General features: G+C 60.9%; 22 protein-coding genes. 13 read left to right on the top strand and 9 right to left on the bottom strand.

Going from position 1 to position 25,261, the window contains the following annotated elements; translation table 11 throughout:
• The first annotated feature begins 85 nt into the window (after positions 1 to 85).
• From ACOZJV_RS34050 to ACOZJV_RS33995, 12 genes are all read left to right on the top strand, one after another.
• The gene (locus tag ACOZJV_RS34050; protein ID WP_421549554.1) at positions 86 to 1,273 is read left to right on the top strand and encodes an alpha-hydroxy acid oxidase; all 1,188 of its coding nucleotides are present in this window, start codon (positions 86 to 88) and stop codon (positions 1,271 to 1,273) included.
• A 102-nt stretch (positions 1,274 to 1,375) separates the two neighbouring features.
• Positions 1,376 to 2,494 carry an NAD/NADP octopine/nopaline dehydrogenase family protein gene (locus tag ACOZJV_RS34045; protein WP_421549553.1) on the top strand — a complete coding sequence of 373 codons (1,119 nt, stop codon included), beginning with the start codon at positions 1,376 to 1,378 and terminating at the stop codon, positions 2,492 to 2,494.
• The gene (locus ACOZJV_RS34040; RefSeq protein ID WP_421549552.1) at positions 2,491 to 3,483 is read left to right on the top strand and encodes a 3-hydroxybutyryl-CoA dehydrogenase; all 993 of its coding nucleotides are present in this window, start codon (positions 2,491 to 2,493) and stop codon (positions 3,481 to 3,483) included. Before ACOZJV_RS34045 ends, ACOZJV_RS34040 begins: the two co-directional genes overlap by 4 nt.
• A gap of 96 nt (positions 3,484 to 3,579) precedes the next feature.
• Positions 3,580 to 4,203, top strand: coding sequence for an NIPSNAP family protein (locus ACOZJV_RS34035; RefSeq protein WP_201131767.1), 624 nt, complete (start codon positions 3,580 to 3,582; stop codon positions 4,201 to 4,203).
• Between the two features lie 437 nt (positions 4,204 to 4,640).
• On the top strand, positions 4,641 to 5,168 hold the full coding sequence (locus tag ACOZJV_RS34030; protein ID WP_078473998.1) for a fimbrial protein: 528 nt from the start codon (positions 4,641 to 4,643) through the stop codon (positions 5,166 to 5,168).
• 385 nt (positions 5,169 to 5,553) lie between these two features.
• Positions 5,554 to 8,100, top strand: coding sequence for an outer membrane usher protein (locus ACOZJV_RS34025; RefSeq protein ID WP_102047972.1), 2,547 nt, complete (start codon positions 5,554 to 5,556; stop codon positions 8,098 to 8,100).
• Positions 8,101 to 8,202: 102 nt separating this feature from the next.
• The gene (locus ACOZJV_RS34020; protein WP_078473999.1) at positions 8,203 to 8,955 is read left to right on the top strand and encodes a fimbria/pilus periplasmic chaperone; all 753 of its coding nucleotides are present in this window, start codon (positions 8,203 to 8,205) and stop codon (positions 8,953 to 8,955) included.
• Between the two features lie 22 nt (positions 8,956 to 8,977).
• Positions 8,978 to 9,508: a fimbrial protein gene (locus ACOZJV_RS34015; RefSeq protein ID WP_238596252.1), complete on the top strand. Its 531-nt coding sequence runs from the start codon at positions 8,978 to 8,980 to the stop codon at positions 9,506 to 9,508.
• Between the two features lie 14 nt (positions 9,509 to 9,522).
• A complete protein-coding gene (locus ACOZJV_RS34010) occupies positions 9,523 to 10,008 on the top strand; it encodes a fimbrial protein (protein ID WP_078474000.1) in 486 nt (161 codons plus the stop codon).
• Positions 10,005 to 10,538 carry a fimbrial protein gene (locus ACOZJV_RS34005; RefSeq protein WP_078474001.1) on the top strand — a complete coding sequence of 178 codons (534 nt, stop codon included), beginning with the start codon at positions 10,005 to 10,007 and terminating at the stop codon, positions 10,536 to 10,538. The genes ACOZJV_RS34010 and ACOZJV_RS34005 overlap by 4 nt, the downstream gene beginning before the upstream one ends.
• Before the next feature lie 261 nt (positions 10,539 to 10,799).
• Positions 10,800 to 11,510: a hypothetical protein gene (locus ACOZJV_RS34000; RefSeq protein ID WP_153050297.1), complete on the top strand. Its 711-nt coding sequence runs from the start codon at positions 10,800 to 10,802 to the stop codon at positions 11,508 to 11,510.
• A gap of 584 nt (positions 11,511 to 12,094) precedes the next feature.
• A complete protein-coding gene (locus ACOZJV_RS33995; RefSeq protein WP_421549551.1) occupies positions 12,095 to 13,099 on the top strand; it encodes an AraC family transcriptional regulator in 1,005 nt (334 codons plus the stop codon).
• A 25-nt stretch (positions 13,100 to 13,124) separates the two neighbouring features.
• On the opposite strand, the gene ACOZJV_RS33990 is transcribed toward ACOZJV_RS33995, so the two are convergent.
• The 5 genes from ACOZJV_RS33990 to ACOZJV_RS33970 form a co-directional block, all read right to left on the bottom strand.
• Positions 13,125 to 14,360: a dienelactone hydrolase family protein gene (locus tag ACOZJV_RS33990; protein ID WP_421549550.1), complete on the bottom strand. Its 1,236-nt coding sequence runs from the start codon at positions 14,358 to 14,360 to the stop codon at positions 13,125 to 13,127.
• Between the two features lie 182 nt (positions 14,361 to 14,542).
• The gene (locus tag ACOZJV_RS33985; protein WP_421549549.1) at positions 14,543 to 16,960 is read right to left on the bottom strand and encodes a TonB-dependent siderophore receptor; all 2,418 of its coding nucleotides are present in this window, start codon (positions 16,958 to 16,960) and stop codon (positions 14,543 to 14,545) included.
• Positions 16,961 to 17,094: 134 nt separating this feature from the next.
• On the bottom strand, positions 17,095 to 18,078 hold the full coding sequence (locus ACOZJV_RS33980; RefSeq protein ID WP_421549548.1) for a DUF4880 domain-containing protein: 984 nt from the start codon (positions 18,076 to 18,078) through the stop codon (positions 17,095 to 17,097).
• Entirely contained in the window at positions 18,075 to 18,584 is a 510-nt protein-coding gene (locus ACOZJV_RS33975; protein WP_421549547.1) for a sigma-70 family RNA polymerase sigma factor, read from the bottom strand. The genes ACOZJV_RS33980 and ACOZJV_RS33975 overlap by 4 nt, the downstream gene beginning before the upstream one ends.
• A gap of 78 nt (positions 18,585 to 18,662) precedes the next feature.
• Positions 18,663 to 19,457, bottom strand: a complete 795-nt coding sequence (locus ACOZJV_RS33970; protein WP_421549546.1) for an MBL fold metallo-hydrolase — start codon at positions 19,455 to 19,457, stop codon at positions 18,663 to 18,665.
• Positions 19,458 to 19,555: 98 nt separating this feature from the next.
• On the opposite strand from ACOZJV_RS33970, the gene ACOZJV_RS33965 reads away from it, so the two are divergent.
• A complete protein-coding gene (locus tag ACOZJV_RS33965; protein WP_421549545.1) occupies positions 19,556 to 20,509 on the top strand; it encodes a GlxA family transcriptional regulator in 954 nt (317 codons plus the stop codon).
• A 324-nt stretch (positions 20,510 to 20,833) separates the two neighbouring features.
• Here the strand turns inward: ACOZJV_RS33965 and ACOZJV_RS33960 are convergent, their stop codons facing one another.
• The 4 genes from ACOZJV_RS33960 to ACOZJV_RS33945 all read right to left on the bottom strand — a co-directional run.
• Positions 20,834 to 21,328 carry a DUF6708 domain-containing protein gene (locus tag ACOZJV_RS33960; protein WP_421549567.1) on the bottom strand — a complete coding sequence of 165 codons (495 nt, stop codon included), beginning with the start codon at positions 21,326 to 21,328 and terminating at the stop codon, positions 20,834 to 20,836.
• Positions 21,329 to 21,795: 467 nt separating this feature from the next.
• Positions 21,796 to 22,284: a DUF6708 domain-containing protein gene (locus ACOZJV_RS33955; protein WP_421549544.1), complete on the bottom strand. Its 489-nt coding sequence runs from the start codon at positions 22,282 to 22,284 to the stop codon at positions 21,796 to 21,798.
• 354 nt (positions 22,285 to 22,638) lie between these two features.
• Entirely contained in the window at positions 22,639 to 23,415 is a 777-nt protein-coding gene (locus ACOZJV_RS33950; protein ID WP_421549543.1) for a DUF6708 domain-containing protein, read from the bottom strand.
• Positions 23,412 to 25,261: T6SS effector BTH_I2691 family protein (locus ACOZJV_RS33945; RefSeq protein WP_421549542.1), on the bottom strand; the 1,850-nt coding region annotated here is incomplete at its 5' end. The genes ACOZJV_RS33945 and ACOZJV_RS33950, both read right to left, overlap by 4 nt.

The following is a 25,261-nucleotide window of genomic DNA, read 5'->3' as shown; positions in this document are numbered from 1 at the left end:
CGCGCATCGGGCGGCGTTTTTATCCGCTTCCCTCTTGCCCGGATTGCTCCTCCGGGTCTTTTTTTCGCGAGTCTACGGAGTGCCTATGCGCCGTTTCTACACCGGCACCGACTTGAGTCGGGTCCACAGTATTGCCGAGCTGGCCGAACTGGCCCGGCGGCGCCTGCCGCATTTCGCCTGGGAATACCTCAGCGGTGGCGCCGAGGCCGAGCTGACCCTGGGTGACAATCAGGCGGCGTTCAGTGCCTATGGTTTGCACGCCCGGGCGCTGGTGCCGTGCCACCCGCCGGCGACCCGGCGCAATGTGCTGGGGCGCAGTCTGCCACTGCCGATGCTGATCGGCCCCACCGGCTACAACGGCCTGCTGCACCGCGACGCCGATATCCACCTGGCGCGTGCCGCTACCGCGCGCGGCCTGCCGTTCAGCCTGAGCACGGCGTCGAACAACTCCATGGAGCAGATCGTCGCCGCGGTGCCCGGCGTCGAGCTGTGGTTCCAGCTGTATGCCATGGGTGAGCCCAAGGTCCAGGCGGACCTGTTACACCGGGCCAAGGCCTGCGGCAGCCGGACGTTGTTGCTGACCTGCGACGCCATGGTCCTGGGCAACCGTGAATGGGACCGGCGAAATTTTGCCCGGCCACGGCAACTGGCCTGGCGCAACAAGTTCGACGTGCTGCGCCACCCACGCTGGCTGAAGCAGGTGATGTGGCCCCACGGCCTGCCGGGCATGGGCAACCTCAATCCCTATCTGCCCGAGGGCGAGCGCAATGCCCTGGGCTCGATGGCATTTATCGGCCGGCAGATGGACACCTTGCTCGACTGGGAGATGCTCCAGCGCCTGCGCGATCAGTGGGGCGAGCGCCTGCTGCTCAAGGGCGTGCTGCACCCGGCCGATGCCGAGCGTGCCATCGCCCTGGGCCTGGATGGGGTGGTGGTGTCGAACCATGGCGGGCGCCAGCTGGACGGCGCCATGAGCAGCCTGGAGGCACTGGCGGCGATTGCCCCGGTGGCGGCCGGCAAGCTGTGCCTGCTGCTCGATGGGGGCATCCGTCGCGGCAGTGATATTGCCAAGGCCGTGGCCCTCGGGGCGGACGCGGTGCTGCTCGGGCGCTCGACCCTGTACGGCGTGGCGGTGGCCGGTGAAGCCGGCGTCGGACGGGCCCTGGACCTGCTCGGTGACGAGCTGCGCCTGACCCTCAATCTGATGGGGTGCAGCCACCTGGAACACCTGGACCGCGAGGCCTTGTTCCGCCGTCCCGGCCAGGGTGCCTAGGTGCGCATTGGCTTGCAGAATCGGCACAGTGCTTGCGCGTTTCGCGCAGTCGCGGTGGGGCGTGGCCGCTAGGATCAAGGCTCTTTTTACAGGAGCGTGCTTATGAATATCAGTGTGATCGGCGGTGGCCACGGTTGTTACGCGGCGGCAGTGGAACTGGCGGAAAAAGGCCATCAGGTGCGGCTCTGGCGGCGCGATGCGCAGGCCCTGGAACAGTTGCAGCGCATCGGCCATCTGCAGGTCTGTGACTATCGCGGCGAGCGGCAGTTGAGCGTGGGCCAGCCGGGGGATTGCCTGCAGCTGTGCAGCGATCTGGCCGCTGCCGTGGACCACGCGCAACTGCTGGTGATTGCCTTGCCCTCGACCTCGCACCCGGCCCTGGCCGATGAGCTGGCGCCCCTGCTGCAACAGGGCCAGGTGGTGTTCCTGCCGCCCGGCACGTTCGGCAGCCTGGTGTTTGCCCAGGCCATGGCCACGGCCGGCAACCACGCCGAGGTCGCCTTTGCCGAAACCGGCACCTTGCCCTACCTGGCACGCAAGCATGGCGCCGAGCGCCTGGTGATCAGCGGCTACGCCACGCGCCTGCCGACCGGGGTCTTTCCCAGCCGCTTGAGCGACGCGGCGTTTGCCGTGCTGCGCGAGGCCTATCCCAGTGTCGAGCCGATCGAGGATGCCTTGAGCGGGGCCCTGATGAATGCCGGCCCGATCATCCATCCGCCGCTGATCCTGATGAACGCCGGGCCCCTGGAGCATTTCCCGGCCTGGGATATCCACAACGAAGGCACGGTGCCGTCGATCCGGCGCGTGACCAGCGCCCTCGACGCCGAACGCATGGCCATCCGCGAAGCCCTGGGCTACGGCGCGCCGCACTTTCCCCTGGCCGATCACTACGCCAGCGACGGCGAGGAATGGATGTACGGGCGTGGCGCCCACGGCAAGCTGACCGACAGCGGCGACTGGCGCGAAGACATCGATCTGCAGACCCACCGCTACATGCTCGAAGACACGCGCCTGGGCTTGTCGTTCCTGGTTTCGGTCGGGCGCTGGGCGCAGGTCCCGACCCCGGTGGCCCAGGGCCTGCTGAGCCTGGCCACGGTGGTCAGCGGCATCGACCTGTATGCCCAGGGCCGGACCCTGGAAAACCTCGGGCTGGCGCACCTGAGCCGCGAGCAGATGACCCGCTTGCTGAGCCAGGGCCTGGTGCAGGACCTGGCCTCGTGAACGGCGCGCGGATCTGCGTGGTCGGCGCCGGGCGCATGGGCGAGGGCATCGCCCTGGCCTTTGTCCACGCCGGGCTGGAGGTGACCCTGATCGATATCAAGCCCCGCAGTGCGGCGCAGCAAGCCAGCTATTTTGCCGAGGTGATCTGCCACCTGCGCAGCGAGTTGGCCAGCCTGGTGCGCCTGGAGGTGTTGCAGGCGCACCAGGCCGAACAGGCCATGGGCCGCCTGCGGCTGTGCGACCGCGAGCACAGTGCGGCGGATCTTGAAGCCACGCCCCTGGTGCTGGAAGCGGTGCCCGAGGTGCTGGAGGTCAAGGCCGCGACCTTTGCCTGGCTCAGCGCTGCCTGCGCCAGCGACAGCATCATTGCCTCCACCACCTCGACCTTCCTGGTGACCGAGTTGGCGGCGCTGGTCAGCCACCCCGAGCGTTTCGTCAATGCCCACTGGCTGAACCCGGCACTGCTGATGCCGCTGGTGGAAGTCAGCCGCAGCCCGGCCACCAGCCCGGCCGTGGTCGAGCGCCTGATGAGCCTGCTCAAGCGCATCGGCAAGGTGGCGGTGCAATGCGCGCCGGCCGCCGGCTACATCGTGCCGCGGATCCAGGCCCTGGCCATGAATGAGGCGGCGCGCATGGTCGAGGAGGGCGTGGCCAGCGCTGAAGACATCGACACGGCGATTCGCGTCGGCTTCGGCCTGCGCTTCTCGGTACTCGGCCTGCTGGAGTTCATCGACTGGGGCGGCGGCGACATCCTGTACTACGCCTCCCATTACCTGGCCGGCGCCATCGACCCGCGTTTCCTGCCGCCCAAGGTGATCGCCGAGCACATGGCCCAGGGGCGCAACGGCCTGCGCGAAGGCCAGGGTTTTTACGATTATCGCGAGGTCGACCTCGATGCCTACAAGCTCGAACGCCTCGCCACCTTCACCCAGCGCCTGGAACTGATGGGCCTGGCACCGCGTTTCAACGGTGCCCTGGAGGGCCCCTGAAACCCGTTTTATCCGGTCGGAGCGGCCTGTCTGCGCCGGCCTTTACCCAGGTTCGCGGGTGCTGGCGCAGGCCCTCGGACGCCGCTAGAGGTTGTCATGAAGCTGTATGAACTGATCACGTTTACCCTGCGCGTGCGCACCGTCGGCCATGCCATGGAGCAGTTGCAGGGGCGCCTGGGCGAATGCGCCGAGGGCGTGCAATTGATGGGCTGCTGGGCCTCGGAGATCGGCCCGCTGAACCAGATCGCGGTGCTGCGCGGGTTTGTCGACGAGCGCGCACGCCAGGCCGAGCGCGAACGCTATTTGCACACGGCCGACGCCTTTGGCGTAGCGCCCTGGCTCACGGATATGCGGGTCGAGAACTACAGCCTGTTTCCGTTCCTGGAACCCTTGCCTGCCGGCGCCCACGGGCCGTTCTACGAGTTTCGGGTATATGACCTGGTGCCCACCGGCCTGACACCGACCCTGGATGGCTGGCGCCAGGCCATCGGTCCGCGCACCGGCGAGGGCTATTCAGCGGTGTACGCCGCCTTTTACGCCACCGACGGCCGCACCCCGCGCTACCTGCACATCTGGCCCTACGCCAGCCTCGAACAACGCCTGGAAGTGCGTAGCCGCGCGGTGCGCGACGGGGTCTGGCCGCCGGAAAACTCCGGCCCGCAATTGCGCGACATGCATTCCACGCTGTATCTGCCGGCGGCGTTTTCGCCGTTGCAGTGAAGGGCACTGTATGGCGCTTGGCGGCTAATGACCTTGTGCCATACATACCCTGCTCACCCATTGGGCGGCCTTGGGGTACGCACCGCTGGATCGCAGCGCCGGTGATGGACCTACCGCCACCCCCAGGCCATGGGGGTCGTACGCTCCATCCGTCGGTGATAAGACGGAGCCAATTCTTGCTTCACGGAACCGTTTGAATACTTCAGCCCATTCTGTCTGCCCCCCAGGTGGGGCCGTAGCGCTTTGCCTACGTTCGGAAACGTCCTACTTACTTCTGCCCTTCAGACTTTTATTCTTTTTCAAGCTCAGCGTATAGCAATATCTGAGCGATGGACGCTTGCTACTGTGTTCCCTTTTTTATTGGGATACAGCATCTATTTGGATATAGATGCATGGTCGCGAACTTTGGATAAATCGGCATTGAAGGGAAAAATCAGATGAAACTTAATAAACTTGCCATGGTTGTCGCATTGGCACTTGGTGCTGTTTCTGGTGTGCAGGCTGCTGACCAAGGCAAAGGCATAGTCCGGTTTACCGGTTCTATCATTGAAGCGCCTTGCTCTATTGATCCGGACTCCATTGATCAAACGGTCCCGTTGGGCGCCGTGTCTAACCTGACTCTGGCAGACGGCGGTAACTCAATTCCGCAACCTTTTGAAGTCCGTCTCGAAAAATGCACCATGACCACCGTTAAAACGGTCAAGACGACCTTCAACGGTTCGGCGGGCACTGCCGGCATGCTGGGTATTACCGGTGACGCTGCGGGTGCAGGCATTGTGCTCACTGATGGTAGCGGTACCCCGATCGTGCTGGGCACCGCCACTGCCGGGCAACTGATCAGTGTCGGCGCGACCGAGGCCACTCTGGCCTTCAGTGCTTACTTGAAAGGTAACGGTGGAGACATCGAGAGCATCACGCCGGGTGAGTTCAGCAGTGTGGTCAACTTTATGTTGACCTACATCTAATTTGGTTTTGACACCCTGAGCGGTGCATGTGGGTCTATCCCACATGCACAGTGTTCAATATGCATGGCTTGTAGTAGGTGGTGAAGTCGAAAATAGGTGGCGATGGGCGCGCCAGAGCTGATTGGCATAATCGGTTTATGCAGGTGTGTTTTACCTGTCGCACAAAGCTGCTGTTTCAAGCCAACTTTACCCACTGCAGGGATTTCCCCAAGAGATCGACGCATTCCCCACTGCCTGCGCTGGGTCAGTAATTAATAGAGCATGCCGCCAGTGTGTTTATTCACGCCTTGTGTTGTGCCGTACAGGGTGGCCGAGTGAAGTCGATATCTGGTAAGTGGCTGAAATCCTCTGTGGTATGGATAAAAATGGAACGGACTAATCAAGCGTGAAGGCGACAAGCGGGATACGAATATCTTTTCGTCCGCGCTTACTGGGTATTTCTTTAGTCTGTGCAATTTCGGGTACTTGGTGTCAGGCCCACGCGCAAGAAGTGCAGTTTAATCTTGATGTGCTGGATGTTAAGGATCGCGCCAATATTGATTTAGGCCAATTTTCCCGCGGCGCTTACATCATGCCGGGCGAGTACACCATGCGAGTACGTATCAACAGGCAGGAAATGCCTGAACAGTCTGTGACGTTCTATCCCTCCGAGCAGGATGCCCGCGACAGTGTGGCGTGTCTGAGCCCGACGCTGGTCGAGCAGGTTGCGTTGAAACCGGACATCAGCAAAACACTGACCTGGTGGCATCAAGGGCAGTGCCTGGCGCTGGATAGCCTGCCGGGTGCGACGGCGCATGCTGAGTTGAGCAGTTCGAGCCTGATGGTGAACATGCCGCAGGCCTATCTGGAGTACACCGTCGACACCTGGGATCCGCCGTCGCGTTGGGACGAAGGTATCTCGGGGGTGTTGGTCGACTATTACTTGAACGGTCAAAGCCAATACCAGGAGCAGGACGGTGGCACTTCCTACAACTTGAGCGGCAACGGCACGGTGGGCGCCAATATGGGCGCCTGGCGGCTGCGTGCCGACTGGCAGACGCGGCTGGATCGTCGCCGCAATGGCCAGGGCCCGGGCAATAGTTGGGATTGGAGCCGTTACTACGCTTACCGGGCTATTCCGACCCTTGGGGCGCGGTTTTCGCTGGGCGAGAATTTCCTGTATTCCGACATTTTTGACAGCTTTCGCTTTACTGGCGCGAGCCTGATCACCGATGACAACATGCTGCCGCCTAATCTGCGTGGTTATGCCCCGGAGGTGGCCGGCGTGGCGCGAACTAACGCCAAGGTGGTGATCAGCCAGCAGGGGCGGGTGATTTATGAAGCCCAGGTCGCCTCGGGGCCGTTTCGCATTCAGGACATTAACGACGCGGTTTCCGGGCAACTGGATGTGCGGGTGGAAGAGCAGGACGGCACTCAGCAGTCATTCACTGTAGAGACCGCCAGCGTTCCCTACCTGACCCGGCCCGGATCGTTGCGTTACAAGGTCAGCAGCGGCCGTCCCTCGGATTTCAACCACGGCGCCGAAGGTCCGATGTTCGTCACGGGCGAGGCTTCCTGGGGTGTGAGCAATGGGTGGTCGCTGTATGGCGGCGGCGTGGAAGGCGGGGATTACAAGGCCCTGGCGCTGGGCGTGGGTCGCGACCTGATGATCTTTGGCGCGTTGTCATTTGACGTTACCCAGTCCCGCACCCGATTGCCGCAATGGCAGGATGACACGTTAAGCGGGGCCTCTTACCGGCTGCGCTATTCGAAGAACTTCGACAAGTACGACTCCCAGGTGACCTTCTCCGGGTACCGCTTCTCGGAGAAAGACTACATGTCGATGAGTGATTACATGAGTGCCCGCAATTTTGGCACGCGCAATGAAAACAGCAAGGAGTTGTACAGCGTCAGTTTTAGGCAGTACTTCAGTGACAGTGGGCTGAGTACCTACCTCAACTACGACCACCAGACCTACTGGAACACTAGGGCCAGCGATCGCTACACCTTCAGCCTGGCCAAAAGCATGAGCGTCGGCCAGTTCAGGAATCTAAGCCTGTCGGTGACGGCGTACCGGAATAAATACAACGGTATCGATGATGACGGCATGTATCTCTCGCTCTCAGTGCCGCTGGGGGGTGGTGGGGGTTATATCAGTTACAGCGGTAGCTATGATCGCGATGCAAACAGTCATCAGGTGGGTTACTACGACCGTCTCGAAAATGGCGACAGTTACCAGCTCAATGGCGGCCAGAACAGCACCGGCGCGACGGCCAGCGGTTTCTACTCCCATGAGGGGGATCTGGCCCAGGTCAATGCTAATACCAGCTATCAAGAGGGGCGCTACACCTCGGTTGGCATGTCGTTACAGGGTGGGGCGACGGCCACCCTGGAGGGCGCGGCCATGCACCGTTCAAGCATGATTGGCGGCACTCGAATTCTGGTGGACACCGACGACGCGGTGGGTATCCCCATCTCGGGGTATGGCGCCGTCACCCGCACCAACCGATTCGGTAAAGCCGTGGTCACCGACGTCAACAGTTATCACCGCAACCAGGTGAGTATTGACGTGAACAAGTTGCCGGAGAACGCCGAGGTGGCGCACTCGGTGATCCAGGCCACGTTGACCGAAGGGGCTATTGGCTATCGGCGGTTCGAGGTGGTGTCCGGTGAGAAGGCAATGGTGGTGATCCAGTTGGCCGATGGTTCAACCGCACCTTTTGGGGCCACGGTGACCAACGACAAGGGACAAGATGTCGGCATAGTCGGTGACGATGGCAACGTCTACCTCAGCGGTATCCACCCGGGTAGGCCAATGACTGTGCATTGGAATGGCCAGGCGCAGTGTGCGCTGCTGATGCCCAAGCAGGTCTCCCAGGCAGACATGGCCGAGTTAGTGTTGCCGTGCGGGGAGTTTTCCGACAGTCATTCGCCGCAAAAGGCGCAGGGTTGACTGCGCACCACACACACCTTTCAGCCCGTGGCAGGCCCATGCGCCGTTTTATTGAGCGGCGCACTTTTGATGTTTCAAACATGCAGACAGTGAGTAACAACGATGAACAGGCAACGTAATCCTCTTTTCCCCGTGGTTGGCGCACTGCTATCAAGTGTGCTGAACATGCAACAGGTGCAGGCGGCCGTGGCACTGGACCGTACCCGGGCCGTGTTCGACGGTGGCGAGAAGTCCATCAGCCTCAGTATCAGCAACGAAAACAAGACCCTGCCTTACCTGGCGCAAGGCTGGCTGGAGGATGCGCAGGGCAACAAGATCAACAGCCCACTGACGGTTCTACCGCCCTTGCAGCGCCTAGAGCCTGGGGCAAAAAGCCAGATCAAGGTGCAGGCCCTCCCGGCTGCCAATTTATTAGTACAGGACCGCGAGACGTTGTTCTATTTCAACTTGCGTGAAATCCCGCCAAAGAGCGAAAAGCCCAACACCTTGCAGTTGGCGCTGCAGACGCGGATCAAATTGTACTATCGGCCAAAGGCGCTGGGCGTTAGACCCGGGATGGTGCCTTGGCAGGAACAACTGACCCTGATCAGGCAGGGCGATAAATACCAGGTGAATAACCCGACGCCGTATTACGTGACGATAGTCGATGCTGGTAACAAGCCCGGTTCTGAAGGTGCTCAGGGTTTTGACCCGGTGATGGTGGCCCCTTACGGCAAAGAGACGCTGAACCTGGGTGTGTCGGTGCTAGGCGCAGCGCCGGTGCTGACCTACATCAATGACTACGGCGGTCGCCCGCAGCTGCAGTTCACCTGTGGTGCAGTCGACTGCAAGGCCAAACCCATCACGCAGAATTGAGAACGGGTATCGTGGTTTGACGATGAATGAAAAGAGCGGCCTGGCCATAAAAAAGCCACATAAAACACAGCAGGTGTTATGTGCCGTATGCCTGGCATTGCTGAGCATGGTCATGGTCCCGTCGGCATTGGCAGCCACGAGCAGCACCATTACCGTTAAGGTCACCGTCACGGCAGCGCCGTGCGAGATCAACGACAACAATTTGATTGAGGTCGACTTTGGCAACGACGTACTCACGACCCGGGTGGGCGGCGACTATAAAAAGAGGCGGGTGCAATACTCTGTGAGCTGTCCGCTGGGCGCCCCCAGCTCGATGAGGATGCGGATCGAGGGCAATGGTGCGGTGTTTGACGGCAAGGTGCTGCTGACCCAAATCACCGATTTTGGCATTGAAATACGTGCGAACGGAAAGCAACTGCCCATCGACAGCTGGGTAGATTTTACCTATCCGGATTGGCCATCACTTGAAGCAGTGCCGGTCAAGCGCCCCGGCGCCACCCTGGCCACCGGTGTCTTCTCCGCCGCAGCGACCATGAAGGTCGAATACCGGTGAGCAGGATCAGCGCGATGAAAGGTTATGCCGGGCTGCTGCTGATGCTGGCCGGTGGCGCAATCAGTGCGCAGGGGCAGGCGGCGCAGAACATGACACTGTTCGGCACGCTGATAGAACCTGCGGCGTGCACCATCAACGACGGCGGCCAGGTGGATGTCGATTTTGGCAACCGGATCGGCGTGAACAAGGTGGACGGCGTGAACTACTGGCAGCCGATGAGTTACCGCATTACCTGCGATCCTAATGCGAGTACCCAGGACATGACTTTGGAAGTCGTCGGTATTCAAGCCGATTACGACTCGGCGGCGGTGGTCAGCGACGTTAAGGATCTGGCGATCCAGATCAAGCAGAACGGTCAGCCGTTTGAACTGAACAAACCTATTCCTATTACGCGGGGCAGCCCGCCCGTCCTGTCGGCGGTGCCGGTAAAGCGATTGGGGGCAGTGCTGAACGAAGGGCCGTTCGAGGCTACCGCGACCCTCAGGGTGGGATACCCATGAGCACGAGAAAAATGCGCCTATCAGCCATACCGCTGGCGTTGATGCTGGCGCATAGCCTGACGGCGCAGGCTGAAAACGTTCGGCTGCACGGCGCCCTGGTGGCGGAGCCCTGCGTGATCGTACCCGGGGACGAGAACGTGCAACTGAACTTTGGCACGGTGATCGACAAATACCTGTATGCCAACCAACGCACCCGGGGCCAGGCGTTTGACATCCGCCTGATGGCCTGCGACCCGAGCCTGAGCAAGACGGTGAAGATGACCTTCAGCGGTGTTGAGAATCCACATCTTGAAGGGTTGCTGGCGATAGAGGGCAACAGCCAGGCCAGTGGCATCGCTATCGGCATGGAGACCCAGGCCGGTCGGAAACTGCCGCTGAACACCAGCGGAGAAGGCATCCGCTTGGTCAACGGCAATAACACCCTGACTGTGTTGGCGTATGTGCAGGGAGAACCGCAAGCCATCGCCAAGCACAATATCCAGCACGGGCCGTTCAGCGCCATTGCAACTTTCAGCCTGGAATATGAATAAGGCGGCTGTTGACTGGCGGTTGCCGAGAACACGTTGGTGTAGCGGATCGCGAAGACCATTTAGGTACAGGGGCAGGCCGGAACATGATCGAAACTTTTCAGTGATTAACTATTTTGACAAGGGTGTTTAATGGGAATCAATGCGTCAGCAGACCGGGTGCCTGGTACTGTTTTTAAACGCCTTAAAACGCTGCTTGTATGCAGTTTTATAAGTGGATTAATAACGTTTTTTATGCCGGCGCTAAGTCAGGGGGCCTCTATAATGGTTGCCTACAATGCCAGTTCGAAGTTGTATTATGTGGCAAACATTAATATATCGGCTGGGGAGCTGAGTAATACCCGGCCACAGGTGCTGGGTGTCTATTTTTCTTTTACTTCACCGGCGGGAAGTGTCGAGTGCCGGCAGGGATATCAACCAGGAGAGTTCACCGCCTGTAGTGGCGCAGCATGGGGGACCTTGCCGGTTTACTGCCCGACAGCCGCTGAAGCTATTCGCCGATTTAGAATGATGTTGACCGGGGCTATCTTAATCGACGCGCCTTCGCCGAATACGATTGTGGAAATAGCGTGCATGAGCGGTCCAAGTTCGGCGTGGCGGTTTGCAGGCCCGGTGTCGCCCCCTCCGTTGATACCTGCTTCGTGTAAAATTTACGGGCCTGTTACATTGGAACATGGGTCGCTTAGTACAGTAAAAGTAAACGGGCATACCGCGTCTTCAGAAATAGGGATGGAGTGCAGTCGGGAGTCGGATGTGGTGTTGAAAATTCCCGATAATGGCGTCATAGCGCTAGGCAGTAATAGCGGCCTGAAATCAACGATTGTTTTAAATGGCGTGACGGGTGGGAATGTCAGAGTGAATAAGGTAGGGCCGGTAATAAAATATATAACGGTGTCCAGTGTGTTGAGCTCTTCGGGTGCCGTCAGAAGTGGCGACTTTAGTGGCAGTGGTGTGATTACACTTGAAATTCCCTGACTTTTTATGGGGCGTAAGTTGGATGATTGAAGCGTGTCGTCTCGCTTTGCTGTCTGTGGTTGGCTTGCGAAGGAAGCCCTGGCGAAACCTGGACGCCAGTGGTTTGCGGGCAATCTCGCAGGCCTGATAACTCCAAGCGACGAAACGGGTCCCGGCGCTGACGTGGTACGGATCAAAGCAACCGACACCGGGAATGCTCGAGCTGGCACTTACTCGGGAGCGACGGTATTGAGACTCGACGTTCTATAGCACCAGGTCAGGGGGAGAACGGTGACAGCTGCAGCCTCCCGGCGCCGAGGCCAGCGTGACGCTTCCTTGATCGCCTACCAACAGAAAACCCACGACTAGCACACGCTGTAGGCGAGAAGGATTAGACTCATCGGCCATAGGGATGTGCCTCTCAACCCGTGTCCCATTTAACGCAGGCCGTTTCGATGACTTCTGCTCAACGCCCTGATCACACTCCTTCAGACTTTTGTTGCGGCATAGCACAGTTGGCGCGCAGCTTATCACCGTGGATGCCCCTGGTGACCACTGCAACCTTGCAGCCAGCTGCGCAGCGAACAAGGGCGGTGTGCTGAACCGTGGCCGCATTCACCAGTACCGCCCAATCCCCTGACCTTGACCTGTCGTACCTGTGTCAGACGCCGGTATTTACCAGTCAGGCGCCTTTGCACAGCCATCAACTGCTGAGCCGGGAGCTGGTGGAGCATGACCTGCTGTGGCGCGGCGATGGGGTCGACACCGCGTTGTTTCGCCGCTATCTGGGGCGTTGCCAGGTGTTCGCCCTGCGTTATGGCGCGGAAGTTGAAGTGCGCTTGCGCCCGTTCAGCGATTTTGTGCTGGTGCAGATGCTCCTCAATGGCCGTGCCCGGGTCGACTGCGACGGTGTGAGCTTGGAGCTGGAAGCCGGGCAGGTGGTGGTCCTGTCCCGCTGCCAGGCGGCGCGCCTGGTCTGGCAGCGCGGCTGCGAGCAATTGATGTTGCGGGTTCCGCGCAGCCTGCTGGAGCAGGGCCGGCAGCAGGTGCTCGACGCGGGAGGGGTGGATCAGCCACTGCCATCGGCCTATTGCCTGGACCCGATGCAGACCCGGGTCTGGATGCGTCTGGTGGGCAACGTGCTGGACCAGATGGCCCTGCACGGCGAGCAGGCCTCCCCCGAGCCCTGGGTGCAGCACCTGGAACACAGTCTGGCCCTGTTTTTATTGACGCATCCGCCCCGGGGCCTGGCGCCGCGCTTGCCGGACCCGGAATCGGCGGGGCAGCGCCAGGCCTTGCGCCAGTTGGCGAAGATCGAAACCCTGATGCGCCAGCGCCTGGGTGAAGCCCTGACCCTGGCCGAGCTGGCGGCGGTGGGCGGCATGAGCGTGCGCAGCCTCAACAGCCTGTGCCAGCGCTGCTACCGCCAGACGCCAATGGAACGTCTGCGCGCCCTGCGCCTGGAGGCTGCCCGCGAACGCTTGCTGGCGCGGCGCGACCTGAGTATCACCGAGGTTGCCCTGGCCCACGGTTTCGCGCACCTGGGCCGTTTCGCCCATTACTATCACCAGCGTTTCGGCGAATTGCCGCACCACACCCGCAGCCGCTAGGCGCCGGGCGGGCGTCGGCTGTGGCTCACTGCCCGGCGCTGGCGGTCCAGCTATGCATCAGGGTGTTGGAAGGCAATTGCTCGTCGAGCAGTTTTTTCGCCGCTTCGGCCCCTACCACCGGCAAGCCCGTGGGGTCCAGCAGGCCGATCTGCACCAGCACGCTGGCCTGGTCCCAGTAGATGTGTTCGTGGCACAGCTTGTCGCCGCGAAACTTGATGACCCCGAGCATGGGGATTTCCACGTAACGGCCGGTGGGCGCGACGTTGGGCAGCATCCAGTCGATGGCGCTGGTGTGGGTAAAACTCATGATGAATTCGTCGACGATCTGCGACGAGCCGACGGTGCGCGAGATCGGTACCAGCTTCATGTCCTCCGGGTTGCCGTGGACAAAGTGATGCTGATAGAAGCGGCTCAGCTCACGCTGGCCGACGCCGCCGGTCATGGTCGGGATGTGGTTGACGTAGGGTTCGGCAACCATGGTGGCCATCGTTGCCGGCACATCGCGCAGGGCAAATTCGTATTTGACGTGTTTGTCCCACAGCTCAGACAGGTTGTAGTGCGGGCCGATTTCGCGCTTGAGCGCAGCGATGCTGCGTTGGTGGGCCATCAGTGCGGCCGGCTTGTCGTAATGCATACCGCCGCTGCGGGCAAAGGCGTGGTCGACCCCGGGGTAGGTGTAGATCTCGACGGACTCGCGCCCGCCCAGGCGGGTCTGGATCTGCGCCCGCGCGGTGGCGTCGCAGTAGCTGTCCTGTTCGGCGAAATGCAGCACCAGGCGGCCCTTGATCTGCTCGGCCTGGTCCAGCAGGTGCTCGATGCCCATGCCGTAGTAACCCACCGCGCAGGCCACGTCGGTGTGGGTCGCGGTGAGGTAGGCCAGCTTGCCGCCCATGCAGAGCCCGACATAGCCCAGCCCGCCGGGCTCGGCCTGCTCCATCTGGCGCAGAGCCTGGAAGCCGGCGTCGATATCCTGCACCGCCAGCTCCAGGTCGAGCCCCTGGAACAACTCGATGGCACGGGCGAAATCGGCCTCGGTGTAGCCCAGCTCGATCCCCGGTTGCTGGCGCCAGAACAGGTCGGGCACCAGGGTCACGTAGCCTTCCTCGGCATACAAATCGGCTACGCCGCGCATGGTGGCGTTGACCCCGAAAATCTCCTGGCCGATCACCACCCCGGGGCCTTTGCCCGAGGCTGGCAGGGCCAGGTAGGCGCTGAAGCGGCCGCTGCCGTCTGTGGCTTGGATCTCGATCATCTTGCCCATGGCACTTTCCTCGTTGTCGACGGGTCGGCCCGCGATTGCGTGGCCGTGGCAGGCACTCTAGGAGCGAGGGGCAGGGCGAAAAAAGCCGGAATTGGCAAGTCGTTAGCCGGATCGTGCAGAAGTGCGGCAAGCAGGGAGAAGAATGCGCCCGCGCCGTTTGCCACGGCGCGGGGCGGGCGGGGTCAGAAGTCCCAGCGGGTGGTGAGCATCAGGTTGCGCGGGTCGCCGTAGTAGGCGGCGTTGAAGAAACCGATGTTGGTCAGGTACTTCTTGTCGAAGGCATTGTTGAGGTTGAGGGTGGCCGAGAGGTTGTCGGTCAGTTGATAGCGCGCCATCAGGTCCACCAGCCAGTACGGGTCCTGGGAGAATTTTTCCTTGGCGCCGTTTTTCGAGTAGTTGGTCAGCACGCGCCAGGATTCGCCCTGCCAGCGGGTGCCGCCGCCGAGGGTCAGCTTGTCGAGGCTGCCGCCGAGTTTGTAGGAGGTGTACAGGCTCAGTTGGTCCTCGGGCTCGGAGGTACCGACCTTGGCCCCGCTTTCATCACGGCTGACCTTGTGGGTGTAGCCGCCTTGCAGCTGCCAGCCGGGGGCCAGTTCGCCGGAGATTTCCGCTTCGTAGCCCTTGGTCTTGGAGGTGATGCCCATCTCGGCGTAGTCGATGACGCTGTAGTCGGGGTTGGCGTTATAGGCCTCGTCCGGGACGGCACGGTTTTTTTCGTGCACTTCGAAGTAGGCCAGGCTCGAATTCAGGCGGCCGCCGAAGAATTCGCCCTTGATCCCGACTTCATAGTTCTTGCCTTCGTTGGGCCGCAGCATCTTGTTGTTGCGGTCGCGGGAGTTTTGCGGAAGGAAGATTTCGGTGTAGCTGGTGTAGGCCGAGAAATTGTCGTTGAGGTCGTACACCAGGCCGGCGTAAGGCACGACCTTGCCGCTCTGTTGCAGGTCGGTGTTGCCGGTGACCTGGAAGTTGGCGACCCGGGTGCCGAGCAGCAGCGACAGGTCGTCCGCCAGGCTGAAGCGTGCGGCGACGTAACCGGCGCTCTGGCGCGTGGTTTCGTCGTTGACCTGGCTGACCTTGCCCCAGTCCGGCACCCGGCCGTCACCGTCCCAGTTGTAGTAGTCGTAGCTGTTGTCGACCTGAATGGCGTCGGTGTAGTTCTTGCCGGTCCAGTCCGCCTTGGACACCGAGCTGCCCACCACCAACTGGTGTTCGCGGCCGAGCAGGCTGAAGGGGCCGCTGACGTACAGGTCGCCGCTGTCGCTGACGGTTTCGCCGGTGAATTTGCGCGACAGCAGCGAGGCTTGGCCGGTGCTGGCGTTGGGCGACATCAGGTTGCCCATGGGCGCGTGGTAGCCGTTGATCTGGTGGTTGTATTGGCCCTTGGCGACCCAGCCGTTTTCAAAGCTGTGTTCCAGGGTGGCGAAGGCGGTGCGGGTGTACTGGGCCCAGCCACTGAAATTGGCGCCGTTGTTGTAGGAGCGCGGGGTGCTGATGGGCTCGCCCTTGCTGTCATACAGCGAGGCGCTGCCGGACCAGCTGGAGCCCTTGGGGTCGTTGTCCTGGTAGTCGGCGCCCAGGGTCAGCAGGGTGTCGGGGTCCAGGTCGACTTCGAGAATGCCGTAGTAGACGCTGGTCTTGCGCTCGTAGTGGTCCATGAACGAGTGCTTGTCGCGTTGCACCGCCACTGCGCGGCCGCGGACATTGCCGCTGTCGGTCAGCGGCCCGCCGACATCCAGCTGCGCGCTGTAGCTGTCCCAGGAACCGGCGCCCAGCTGCACGCTGGCCTTGAGCTCGTCGGTCGGCTTTTTACGGATCAGGTTGATCACCCCGCCCGGGCCGCCGGCGCCGGCCAGCAGGCCCGGCGCACCCTTGAGGACTTCGATGCGGTCATAGATCGCCATGTCGGTCTGGGTCTGCCCGGCGGAGTAGGACGCATCCTGCAGGGTCGGGATGCCGTCGTACTGGAAGTTCTTGATCGCAAAACCCCGGGAATTGAAGCTGGTGCGGTCGCTGTCGTAGGTGCTGACGGTGACGCCCGGGGTGTGGCGCATCACGTCATCGATCGAGTTCAGGCCAAAGTCATCCATGACCTGGCGCGTGACCACCGAGATCGACTGCGGGGTTTCACGCGGGGTCAGCACCAGGCGCGTGGCGGTGGCGATGGTGCCCGGGGTGTAGGAGCCGGTGCCTTCGGTGATGGTCCCCAACTGGTTGGCGCCGACGTTGGTCACCCCCAGTTCCAGGGCCGTGCCGCTGGCTGCCGGGCGCGGCTGCACGCGGTAGCCGGCGCCATCGGCCACGGCGGCCAGGCCCAGGGGCGCGAGCAGCCGCTCCAGGCCTTGGGTCACGTCCATCCGGCCTTTGAGGCCGGCACTGTGCAGGCCCTGGGTCAGTGCCGAATCGGCGGCGATCATCGCCCCGGATTGCTGGCCGAAGGCGCCCAGCACCTGGTCCAGGCTGCCGGCTGGGATGTCATAGGCCTGGGGTTGGTGCTGGGCGCTGCTGTCGGCCGCCAGTGCGCTGTGGCTGGCGCCACCGAGGGAGAGGCCGAACAGGACCAGGCGCAGGGCGCCGGCAAGCGGGGTGAGGCGGCTGTGCATAAAGACTGTCCATAGGTTGAGAAGGGAAGGCGATGCGCTGTTTTTCAGCGTCTTCCCTGGTCTTGATGCGTGAGAACGAAAAAACTGCCGCCCGGGGTGAAAAAAGTTTTGCGCCTCGGATCGGGGGCAGGTGCTCAGGCCGGCACCACGCTGGCCCAGTAACCGAGCACACGCTGGATGCGGATCGGCAGGGTGCGGGCCAGCAGATCGAGGCTGGCATCGGGGCGGTCGAGGGAGAGCGAGCCGGAGACCGGCAGCGCCGCCACCGCCGGGTCGCAACGCAAGACGCCGCTGCGGTAACGGTTGAGTTCGGCCACCACCTGGCCCAGAGGCATGCGCTCGGCGATCAGCAGGCCACGGGTCCAGGCCGAGGCGGACGCCGGCAGGTCCTCGCTGGGGCCGGCAGCGTGCGGGTCGAACAGCAATTGCCGGCCCGCCGCCAGTTGCACGCTGGTGCCCTGGCGAGGGCTGATCGCTGCGCTGCCCAGCAGCACCTGGACCCGGGTGCCTGACGGGTTGCCCTCGGCGAGGCTGATCATCAGCTTCGACAGGGGCGCCGGGTGTACCCAGCCATCTTCGGTACGGACCCTGAGCGGGGTGCCGGCACCGACCTCCAGCAGCAGCCGGCCCAGGCTTAACAGCACTTCGCGCTGGGCAGCGTCGCCGCGGATATCGAGGGCGGTGTGGGTGTCCAGTTGCAGGCGCACATCGGCGGCCAATTGCAGGTCGCGGCGTTCGCCGGTGGCGGTGCGGTAGTCGCTGAACAGCTCCGGCAACAACAGGCGCTCGCGCACACTGAGCCCGCCCATCGCCACCACGCCCAGGCCGGCCAGGCCCTTGAGCACGTTGCGCCGCGAGCTGGCCCCGCGTGCCTGGAGCAGCTTGCGTGCGCCGGCGGCCGGCAAGGGCCCGACGCTCTCGCGCAGGCCATGGCCGAGCCCGGCCAGCCGTTGCCAGGCCAGTTCGTGTTGCGCATCCAGGCGGCGCCAGGCCAGGCAGGCGGCGTGTTCCGATGCGTCGCTGGTGCCCGATTGCAGGGCCACAATCCATAGCATCGCCTGCTCCACCACCTGCGGATCGAGGCGTTGCCGAGGGTCCAGCGACGGGAAGGGCTTCATGCTTCGTAGACCGCCGTGTAGCAATGGCGGAAGGCCTTGAGCATGGCTTTCTGCACCACGTTGACGCTCAGGTCCAGGCGCTCGGCAATCTGCGGGTAGGTCAGGCCGTCCAGCTGCGACAGCAAAAACACTTCGCGCACCCGCGCGCCCAGGCCGTCGAGCACCTGGCCCACGGCGTCCAGGGCTTCAAGCACCAGCAATCGGGTTTCCGGCGAGGGCAGGTACTGTGGCTCCAGCGCCGCCAGGGATTCCAGGTACGCCCGCTCCAGGGCCTGGCGCCGGAAGTACTGCCCGCACAAACGGCTGGCCACGGTATTGAGGTAGGCCCGGGGCTCACGCAGCAGCGGCACCTGCTCACTGCGCAGGATCCGCACAAAGGTGTCTTGGGCCAGGTCCAGGGCCTGATCCTGATTACCGAGTTTGCGTCGCAGCAACTGCACCACCCAACCATGGTGCTGGGCGTACAGCTCACCGACGACGCGATGCAGGGAAGGGGTGGACAGCATTGAAGAAGATTCCATGACCAGCGCGAGCGACAAGGGCGTTTATGGTAATGCTTCTCATTAAGTTGTGCTCGGGATTTTTCAGTGCCTTGATTCGCGTGCTTCGAAATGCAGCACCTCGCCGTCTTCAGGTACCCACAACCGCTGGCTCAGGCCGGCCCCGCGGGCCGCGGCCAGCAGGGCGTCGCGGGTCACCGGGCAGTGGTTGAGGGCTTGCAAGTGGTTGGCCACGACCTGGCCCTTGAGCAGAGTGGTGAGTTCCAGCACCTGGTCCAGGCCCATGATGATCTCGCCTCCCAGGTCCAGGCGCGCGCCACCGGCCGGGGCCACGCAGACATCGGGCTGCTGCTCGGTCAGGAACCGGCGCAAAACCGGGCTGAGCACGGTATCGCCGCACAGGTGCAGGCTGGGTTCGCCGGGCAGTTGGATAAAGTAGCCGACCCCGTGCTCCATCAACCGTCCCACCAGGCCCCGGCCATGGGTGCAGCGCAGGGTGCGAATCTGCCCACCCAGAAAAGCGCTGGGCCGCTGGTGATCCCGGGGCAGCGGTTGTACCCGCAAACCGCGCCGGGCCAGGTAGGGGGCGTCGTGTGGGGTGCATATCAGCGGAATCTGCCGGTCCCGCAGAAACTCCACGCCGGCCCGGTCCAAGTGGTCGAAATGGCCCTTGCGGCAATGGGTGATCAGGCAATGGGTGACCCCATCCAGCGCCGCCGCGGCGGATGGCGGCAGGCCCACCAGCGGGTTGCGTTGCCAGCCGCCACGCAGGCACAGCGGCGGCAGGCCATGGCGCGCGGCAAGCATCGGGTCGACCAGAATCCGAAAGGCGCCGGACTCAATGATCAGGGTGGCATTGCGAAGCTGGTGGATACGCATCAAAGACCTCCGTGGCAGAGCGCCTATTGTCGACAGCGGCGACGGCTTGCAGAATGGCCAGCTTTGACAGATCTCATTCAAATTCTGCCGGAGGCGCGATGAAGATCGGCCTGTTGCTCTACCCCGATTGCATGCCCGCCGGCCTGCTGGCGTTTGCCGACCTGCTGCTCGCCGCCAACCGCCGCGCCGGGCATGAAGCGTTCAGCCTGTGCTACGTCGCCCACCAACCCGGCGCGATCGTCTGCGCCCATGGCGTGCTGCTGAGCGCCGCCGAAGGACTGGACGACGCGGCCCTGGATGCACTGCTGGTGCCCAGCTTCTGGGCCGAATCGGTGCAGCAGGTGAGTACCTTGCTGGCCGACAATCAGCCCTTGCTGCGGCAACTGGCACGCTTGCCGGTACCGCTCTGGAGCTATTGCACCGGGGTCTGCTTGCTGGCGGCCAGTGGTCGCTTGCAGGGCCGGGTCGCAACCCTGACCTGGTGGCTGGTGGACGCCATGAGTCGGCAATTCCCCGAGGTGCAGTGGCGCAACGAACGCTTGTGGGTATTCGACCAGGACGTGGCCAGCGCCTGCGGGGTCAACGGTTACCTGCCCCTGGCCAGCGAGCTGATCCAGCAGCATCTGGGGGCCGAGGTGTTCCAGGATTTGCAGCGCCTGATGGTCCTGCCACGCCCGGTCCAGGCCCACCCGGCCTTCCTGGGCCTGAGCCTGATCGAACACGCCAGCCCGCTGCTGCGCCAGGTGCAGCTGTGGGTCGAAGACACCCCGGCCGAACAGGCCACGGTCGCGCGCCTGGCCGCCGCCCTGGGCCTGGCCGAGCGCACCCTGGCGCGCCGCGTCGCTGCCGAACAAGGCCAGCCGCTGGCGACCTGGGTGCGCACGATCAAACTCAACCAGGTCAGCCAGCGCCTGCTGTACAGCCGCGCCTCCATCGGCCAGATCAGCGAACAACTGGGCTTTAGCAGCGACTCCAACCTGAGCCGCATGTTCAAGCGCTTGACCGGCCTGGCACCGCAGGATTATCGGCAGCGATACGGGGGTGGCGAGTAGGGTGCGGGTGATGCTAATCGATAGATCGAACGCAAAGTAACCTGTGACGAGGGAGCTTGCTCCCGCTGGGTCGCGTAGCGGCCCCAACAATGAGACTGCCATGCACCGACGCACCGGCCGGTCCAGCGGGAGCAAGCTCCTTCACTACAAATACCCTGTTCATTCTTAACTGATCGGCATTAGCCCATGACCGCTGCTTTTTGACTGTGTGATAAGCACTTCATTACCCATACAAAGTGGCTTATTGCTTTTGCCAGACTCCATCGAACTACAGGAAACCACCGCCCCGACTAACGCCTGTCCGATACCGTCATGACCTTCAATTCATGGCGCCGTCCGCGACTCACGGTCCATATCGGCCGGCCACTTCACCTTCGGTGCCAGGCGCAGGGCCAAGTTGTACCAGGGCACGTTGTTGTGGTCGCGCGGTGGCCCTGGCGGTGGCAGGGCTGAAGGACCTTGCTGCATGTAAGTGCAGATATAAGCCCAGGCAAACTCATCGGCACCCATGGTACTCAAGGGAAAGCGATCGATAACTTTATTGGTACCGGGCTCGACGATGGACAGGACCACGCCCCATTTGATGATGAGCGCGCCTTGGGCAGTGGCGCCGCGTTTTTTCCAGCGTTCGGCGCGGACTTGTGACCAGTCGTAGGCTACGGGGATAACACGCCAACGTTCGAAGGGGTTCCACCAGCGGTAGTTGAAGTTGTAGGCGTAGATGCGTTGGCGGGCTCGGTTGAAGCGAATTGGTTCATCACGTGGGGGAGAGATGTCCATCCGTAGTCCTAGCGTAATCGTCCAAATAGCGGCAGCCATGCTTGTTATTCCGATAACTATCAGTTCTATATTGCCAAGAGCTAATGTATCTATGATTAGGGTGGGAGTGGTTAAGAACCAAATCATTGCTGGCAAGCAAGCTATAGTGACAACTCCTCGTTTAGCTAAAGAGTTTCGACTAACTTCCAAATAAATATCATTCTGATGGTTTGGAGTATCAAGATAGATCATTGCGGTAGATGGCTCGCTTGGCTCGGGAAGGTCTTCTTGCCATCCAGAGCAAGGTGGTTTTAGTCGAGGGAATGTCACTCTGTTATCCTTGGTTTAATTATATTTTTTATCTTCTTTGGCTACTAGGCGCGCCACACTGGATTCATATCTTACATTCGGCAAAAATGAGACCTGTAGTTCAATGGCATAGATGTTATGAGTTGGGTTTTCAGCAATGGAGCCACTGATGCTCAACGTGTGTGACTTGGCATCTTCTTTAAGGTATGAACTTCTTCTCACGGCGCCGTCCGCGACTCACGATCCATCTCGGCCGGCCACTTCACCTTCGGTGCCAGGCGCAGGGCCAAGTTGTACCAGGGCACATCGTTATGATCGTGCGGTGGCCCCGGTGGCGGCAGGGCTGAAGGACCTTGCTGCATGTAAGTGCAGATATAAGCCCAGGCAAACTCGTCGGCGCCCATGGTGCTCAGGGGAAAGCGATCAATGACCTTATTTGTGCCGGGCTCGACGATGGACAGGACCACGCCCCATTTGATGATGAGCGCGCCTTGGGCAGTGGCGCCGCGCTTTTTCCAGCGTTCGGCGCGGACTTGTGACCAATCGTAGGCTACGGGGATAACTCGCCAACGTTCGAAAGGGTTCCACCAGCGGTATTTGAAGTTGTAGGCGTAGATGCGTTGGCGGGAGCGGTTGAAGCGTATGGGAAGATCTCGCGGTTGAGATATGTCTACTCGGATTGTGAATGAGACTATCCAAATGGACAATATTATGCATCCGATGCCTATTAGTATCGTGCTTACGTCTAGGTACTTAAAATAATAAATCGTATCTAAGGCCATTTTGCATGTCCAAAGCATGATTACAACGCCGAAAAAAACATGAACCCTCTCATGCGAGATGGACTTCTTGATATCTCTAGAAAGCTGTCATCTTGGGAGTTCACAATACCAATTGTAAAAGTTAGTTCGGCGAGAGGGTGAACATCTGGTCTTGGCAAGTCTTCCTGCCATCCTGAACAAGGAGGTTCAAGTTCTGGTTTTTCCATATTCAAAAACTCTCTGCCTTATCGTCTAAATTTTTTATTTTGCAGGGTGGCAACGCCACCTGATGGTTTCTGCTCATGGCTCCGTCCGCGACTCACGATCCATGTCGGCAGGCCACTTCACCTTCGGTGCCAGGCGCAGGGTCAAGTTGTACCAGGGCACATCGTTATGGTCGCGCGGTGGTCCTTGCGGTGGCAGGGCTGAAGGGCCTTGCTGCATGTAAGTGCAGATATAAGCCCAGGCAAACTCATCGGCGCCCATGGTACTCAGGGGAAAGCGGTCGATGACTTTATTGGTGCCGGGCTCGACGATGGACAGGACCACGCCCCATTTGATGATGAGCGCGCCTTGGGCAGTGGCGCCGCGCTTTTTCCAGCGTTCGGCGCGGACTTGTGACCAATCGTAGGCTACGGGGATAACTCGCCAACGTTCGAAAGGGTTCCACCAGCGGTATTTGAAGTTGTAGGCGTAGATGCGTTGGCGGGAGCGGTTGAAGCGTATGGGAAGATCTCGCGGTTGAGATATGTCTACTCGGATTGTGAATGAGACTATCCAAATGGACAATATTATGCATCCGATGCCTATTAGTATCGTGCTTACGTCTAGGTACTTAAAATAATAAATCGTATCTAAGGTCATTTTGCATGTCCAAAGCATGATTACAACGCCGAAAAAAAACATAAGTCCTCTCATGCGAGATGGACTTCTTGATATCTCTAGAAGATTTTCATTTTGGAAGTTTACAACGCCAATTGTCAGAGTTGGTTCGGCGGCGGGATGAACATCTGGCCTTGGCAAGTCCTCCTGCCATCCTGAACAAGGAGGTACAAGATTGGGGGTATTTAGTTTCACTGTTTATTCCTTTTGCAATCAACTTTATCCTCTAGTGCCAATATGCGTGCCACTCCGGACTCATCGTTCCTGTCAGGCCAAAATGACACTTCAAGGTCCGCTGCATGTATGCCATGAATATCGTAAAGCCAGATGGCGCCGCTTACTACTAGGGTGGAAGTGACCTCGCTGAAACTAATTGACGGTCTTGTCGTCTCAGTTTTGTAGTCAGTTCGCTTTAAAGAATGTCGTGATTCGGTCGCCGCCGCTGGACTACCGTTATTACCTGAAACGATAATCTGCTCATCTAGCCCGGGGCGATATACCTTCATACTCCACGCATAACTAGATGAAGCCGAGTCGTATCCCGGAAGAGAAAATTTATACTCCAAGAAATAACCATATGGTACAGGTCTAATTTCGGCGTAAGCCGCGTAATCTTCGCCAGACGCCCTAATGTCTGATTCACGCACTGGTCGAAGATTAATAGATAGATCCGCTGTCACTCCCAATACAGAAGCATTAAGCTCGCCAACGGCAGTATTGAAGTCTAAAGATGATTTCCAGCGAGAAAATTCAAATGGCTTTCCCCATTTAGAGTGGCGCGCCCATAGTTCTAGTGGCGATGATTCGTTTTTTTTGGCATATGTTGCGACGGCGTATGCAGCCAAACCACATATAATTGCCACGCCTATTGGTCCTAACAAAATAGATTCGATAGCGAGCGCTCCCCATGCCCCTGCAACGGCTCCGCCTAGGGATAAAAATGTCGCGTATGTGTATTTAGTCGCAGCGTCATGATCGCCTTGTGTTCTAGCGCGAGTAGCAGCAAATGAGTACTGAACTCCATCCATCACCCCCGCAATCGCAGCAATCGCCCCCCCATACTGCGCAATTCGCGCCCCCATCATCACCGTCTGCACCTGACCTGCCACCCGCACCGTGGTCGTCAGCCCCGGCCGCAATAGCTGAGTCCCTACACCCGCAATCTCGACTCCCACTCCCATTACCCCGATGGACGACGACCACACCGCCGCCAGCGCTTCGGGATTGCCGCTGCCCGGGGTGTTGAGGAAGGTCTCAAAGTTTTTGCGCAGACTGTCTTGCTGGAACCAGAGGCTGCCCAGGCCCAGCAGCAGGTTGGCGCCGGCAGGGGCTGCGGAGATAGCGGTATTGCGCATCCGTTGCATGGCGCCTCTAGCCAGCGCTTGGGCGTCGTCCATGCTGATAGCCAGCGTATGCAGCAGCCGGGTGCTGCCGCTGTGGAGCGTGGCGGCGCCGATGCTGACGCTGCGCAGCGCCTCTGTAACGTTGGTGCTGGCATTGGCCCGCAGTTTTTCCAGGCGGGCTTGCAGGTCTTGGGCGCTTTCCAGGGACCAGAGCATGACGTCGACCAATTTGCCGTGGTTGCCGGACACGGCGATGGCAATGGCGCCGCTCACCACCATGGCGCGGATCTTTCGCTCTGCGGGTTTGCGAAACTTCTGGTCGAGTTGGGTGATGAATTGATCGGTGCGCTCTTGCATCGCCTCGTTGAGCAGGGACAGGTATTCGCCAAGCCTCAGGGACACCACAACCTGGGTCACCTGCTGGCCGGCGTAGCGCAGAAAGGCCGCGCTGTGCACATGGCCGATCAGCGTCTGGGTCTGTGCCGACAGCTGTTGCATCAGGGCATTACTGGCGTTGGTGGTGGCCGCCAGTATCTGGCCGATGGCGTGCTTGACCGGCGCGATCATCAGATCCTTGCCTTCGTGGGTGGCAATGATGCTTTTCAGGGTGTCGTAGAGCTTGCCCAGATCATCGCCCGCCAGCGCTGTTTTCAATTGGTCGAACAGTGCCTGGTCCTTGGCCAGCAAGGCCTGATAAA

The organism is Pseudomonas sp. QD4 (genome assembly GCF_049199125.1).
In the GTDB taxonomy this organism is placed as follows: domain Bacteria; phylum Pseudomonadota; class Gammaproteobacteria; order Pseudomonadales; family Pseudomonadaceae; genus Aquipseudomonas.
The sequence above is the reverse complement of the archived record's forward strand: the minus strand, read 5'-3'. Positions and strand labels throughout refer to the sequence as shown.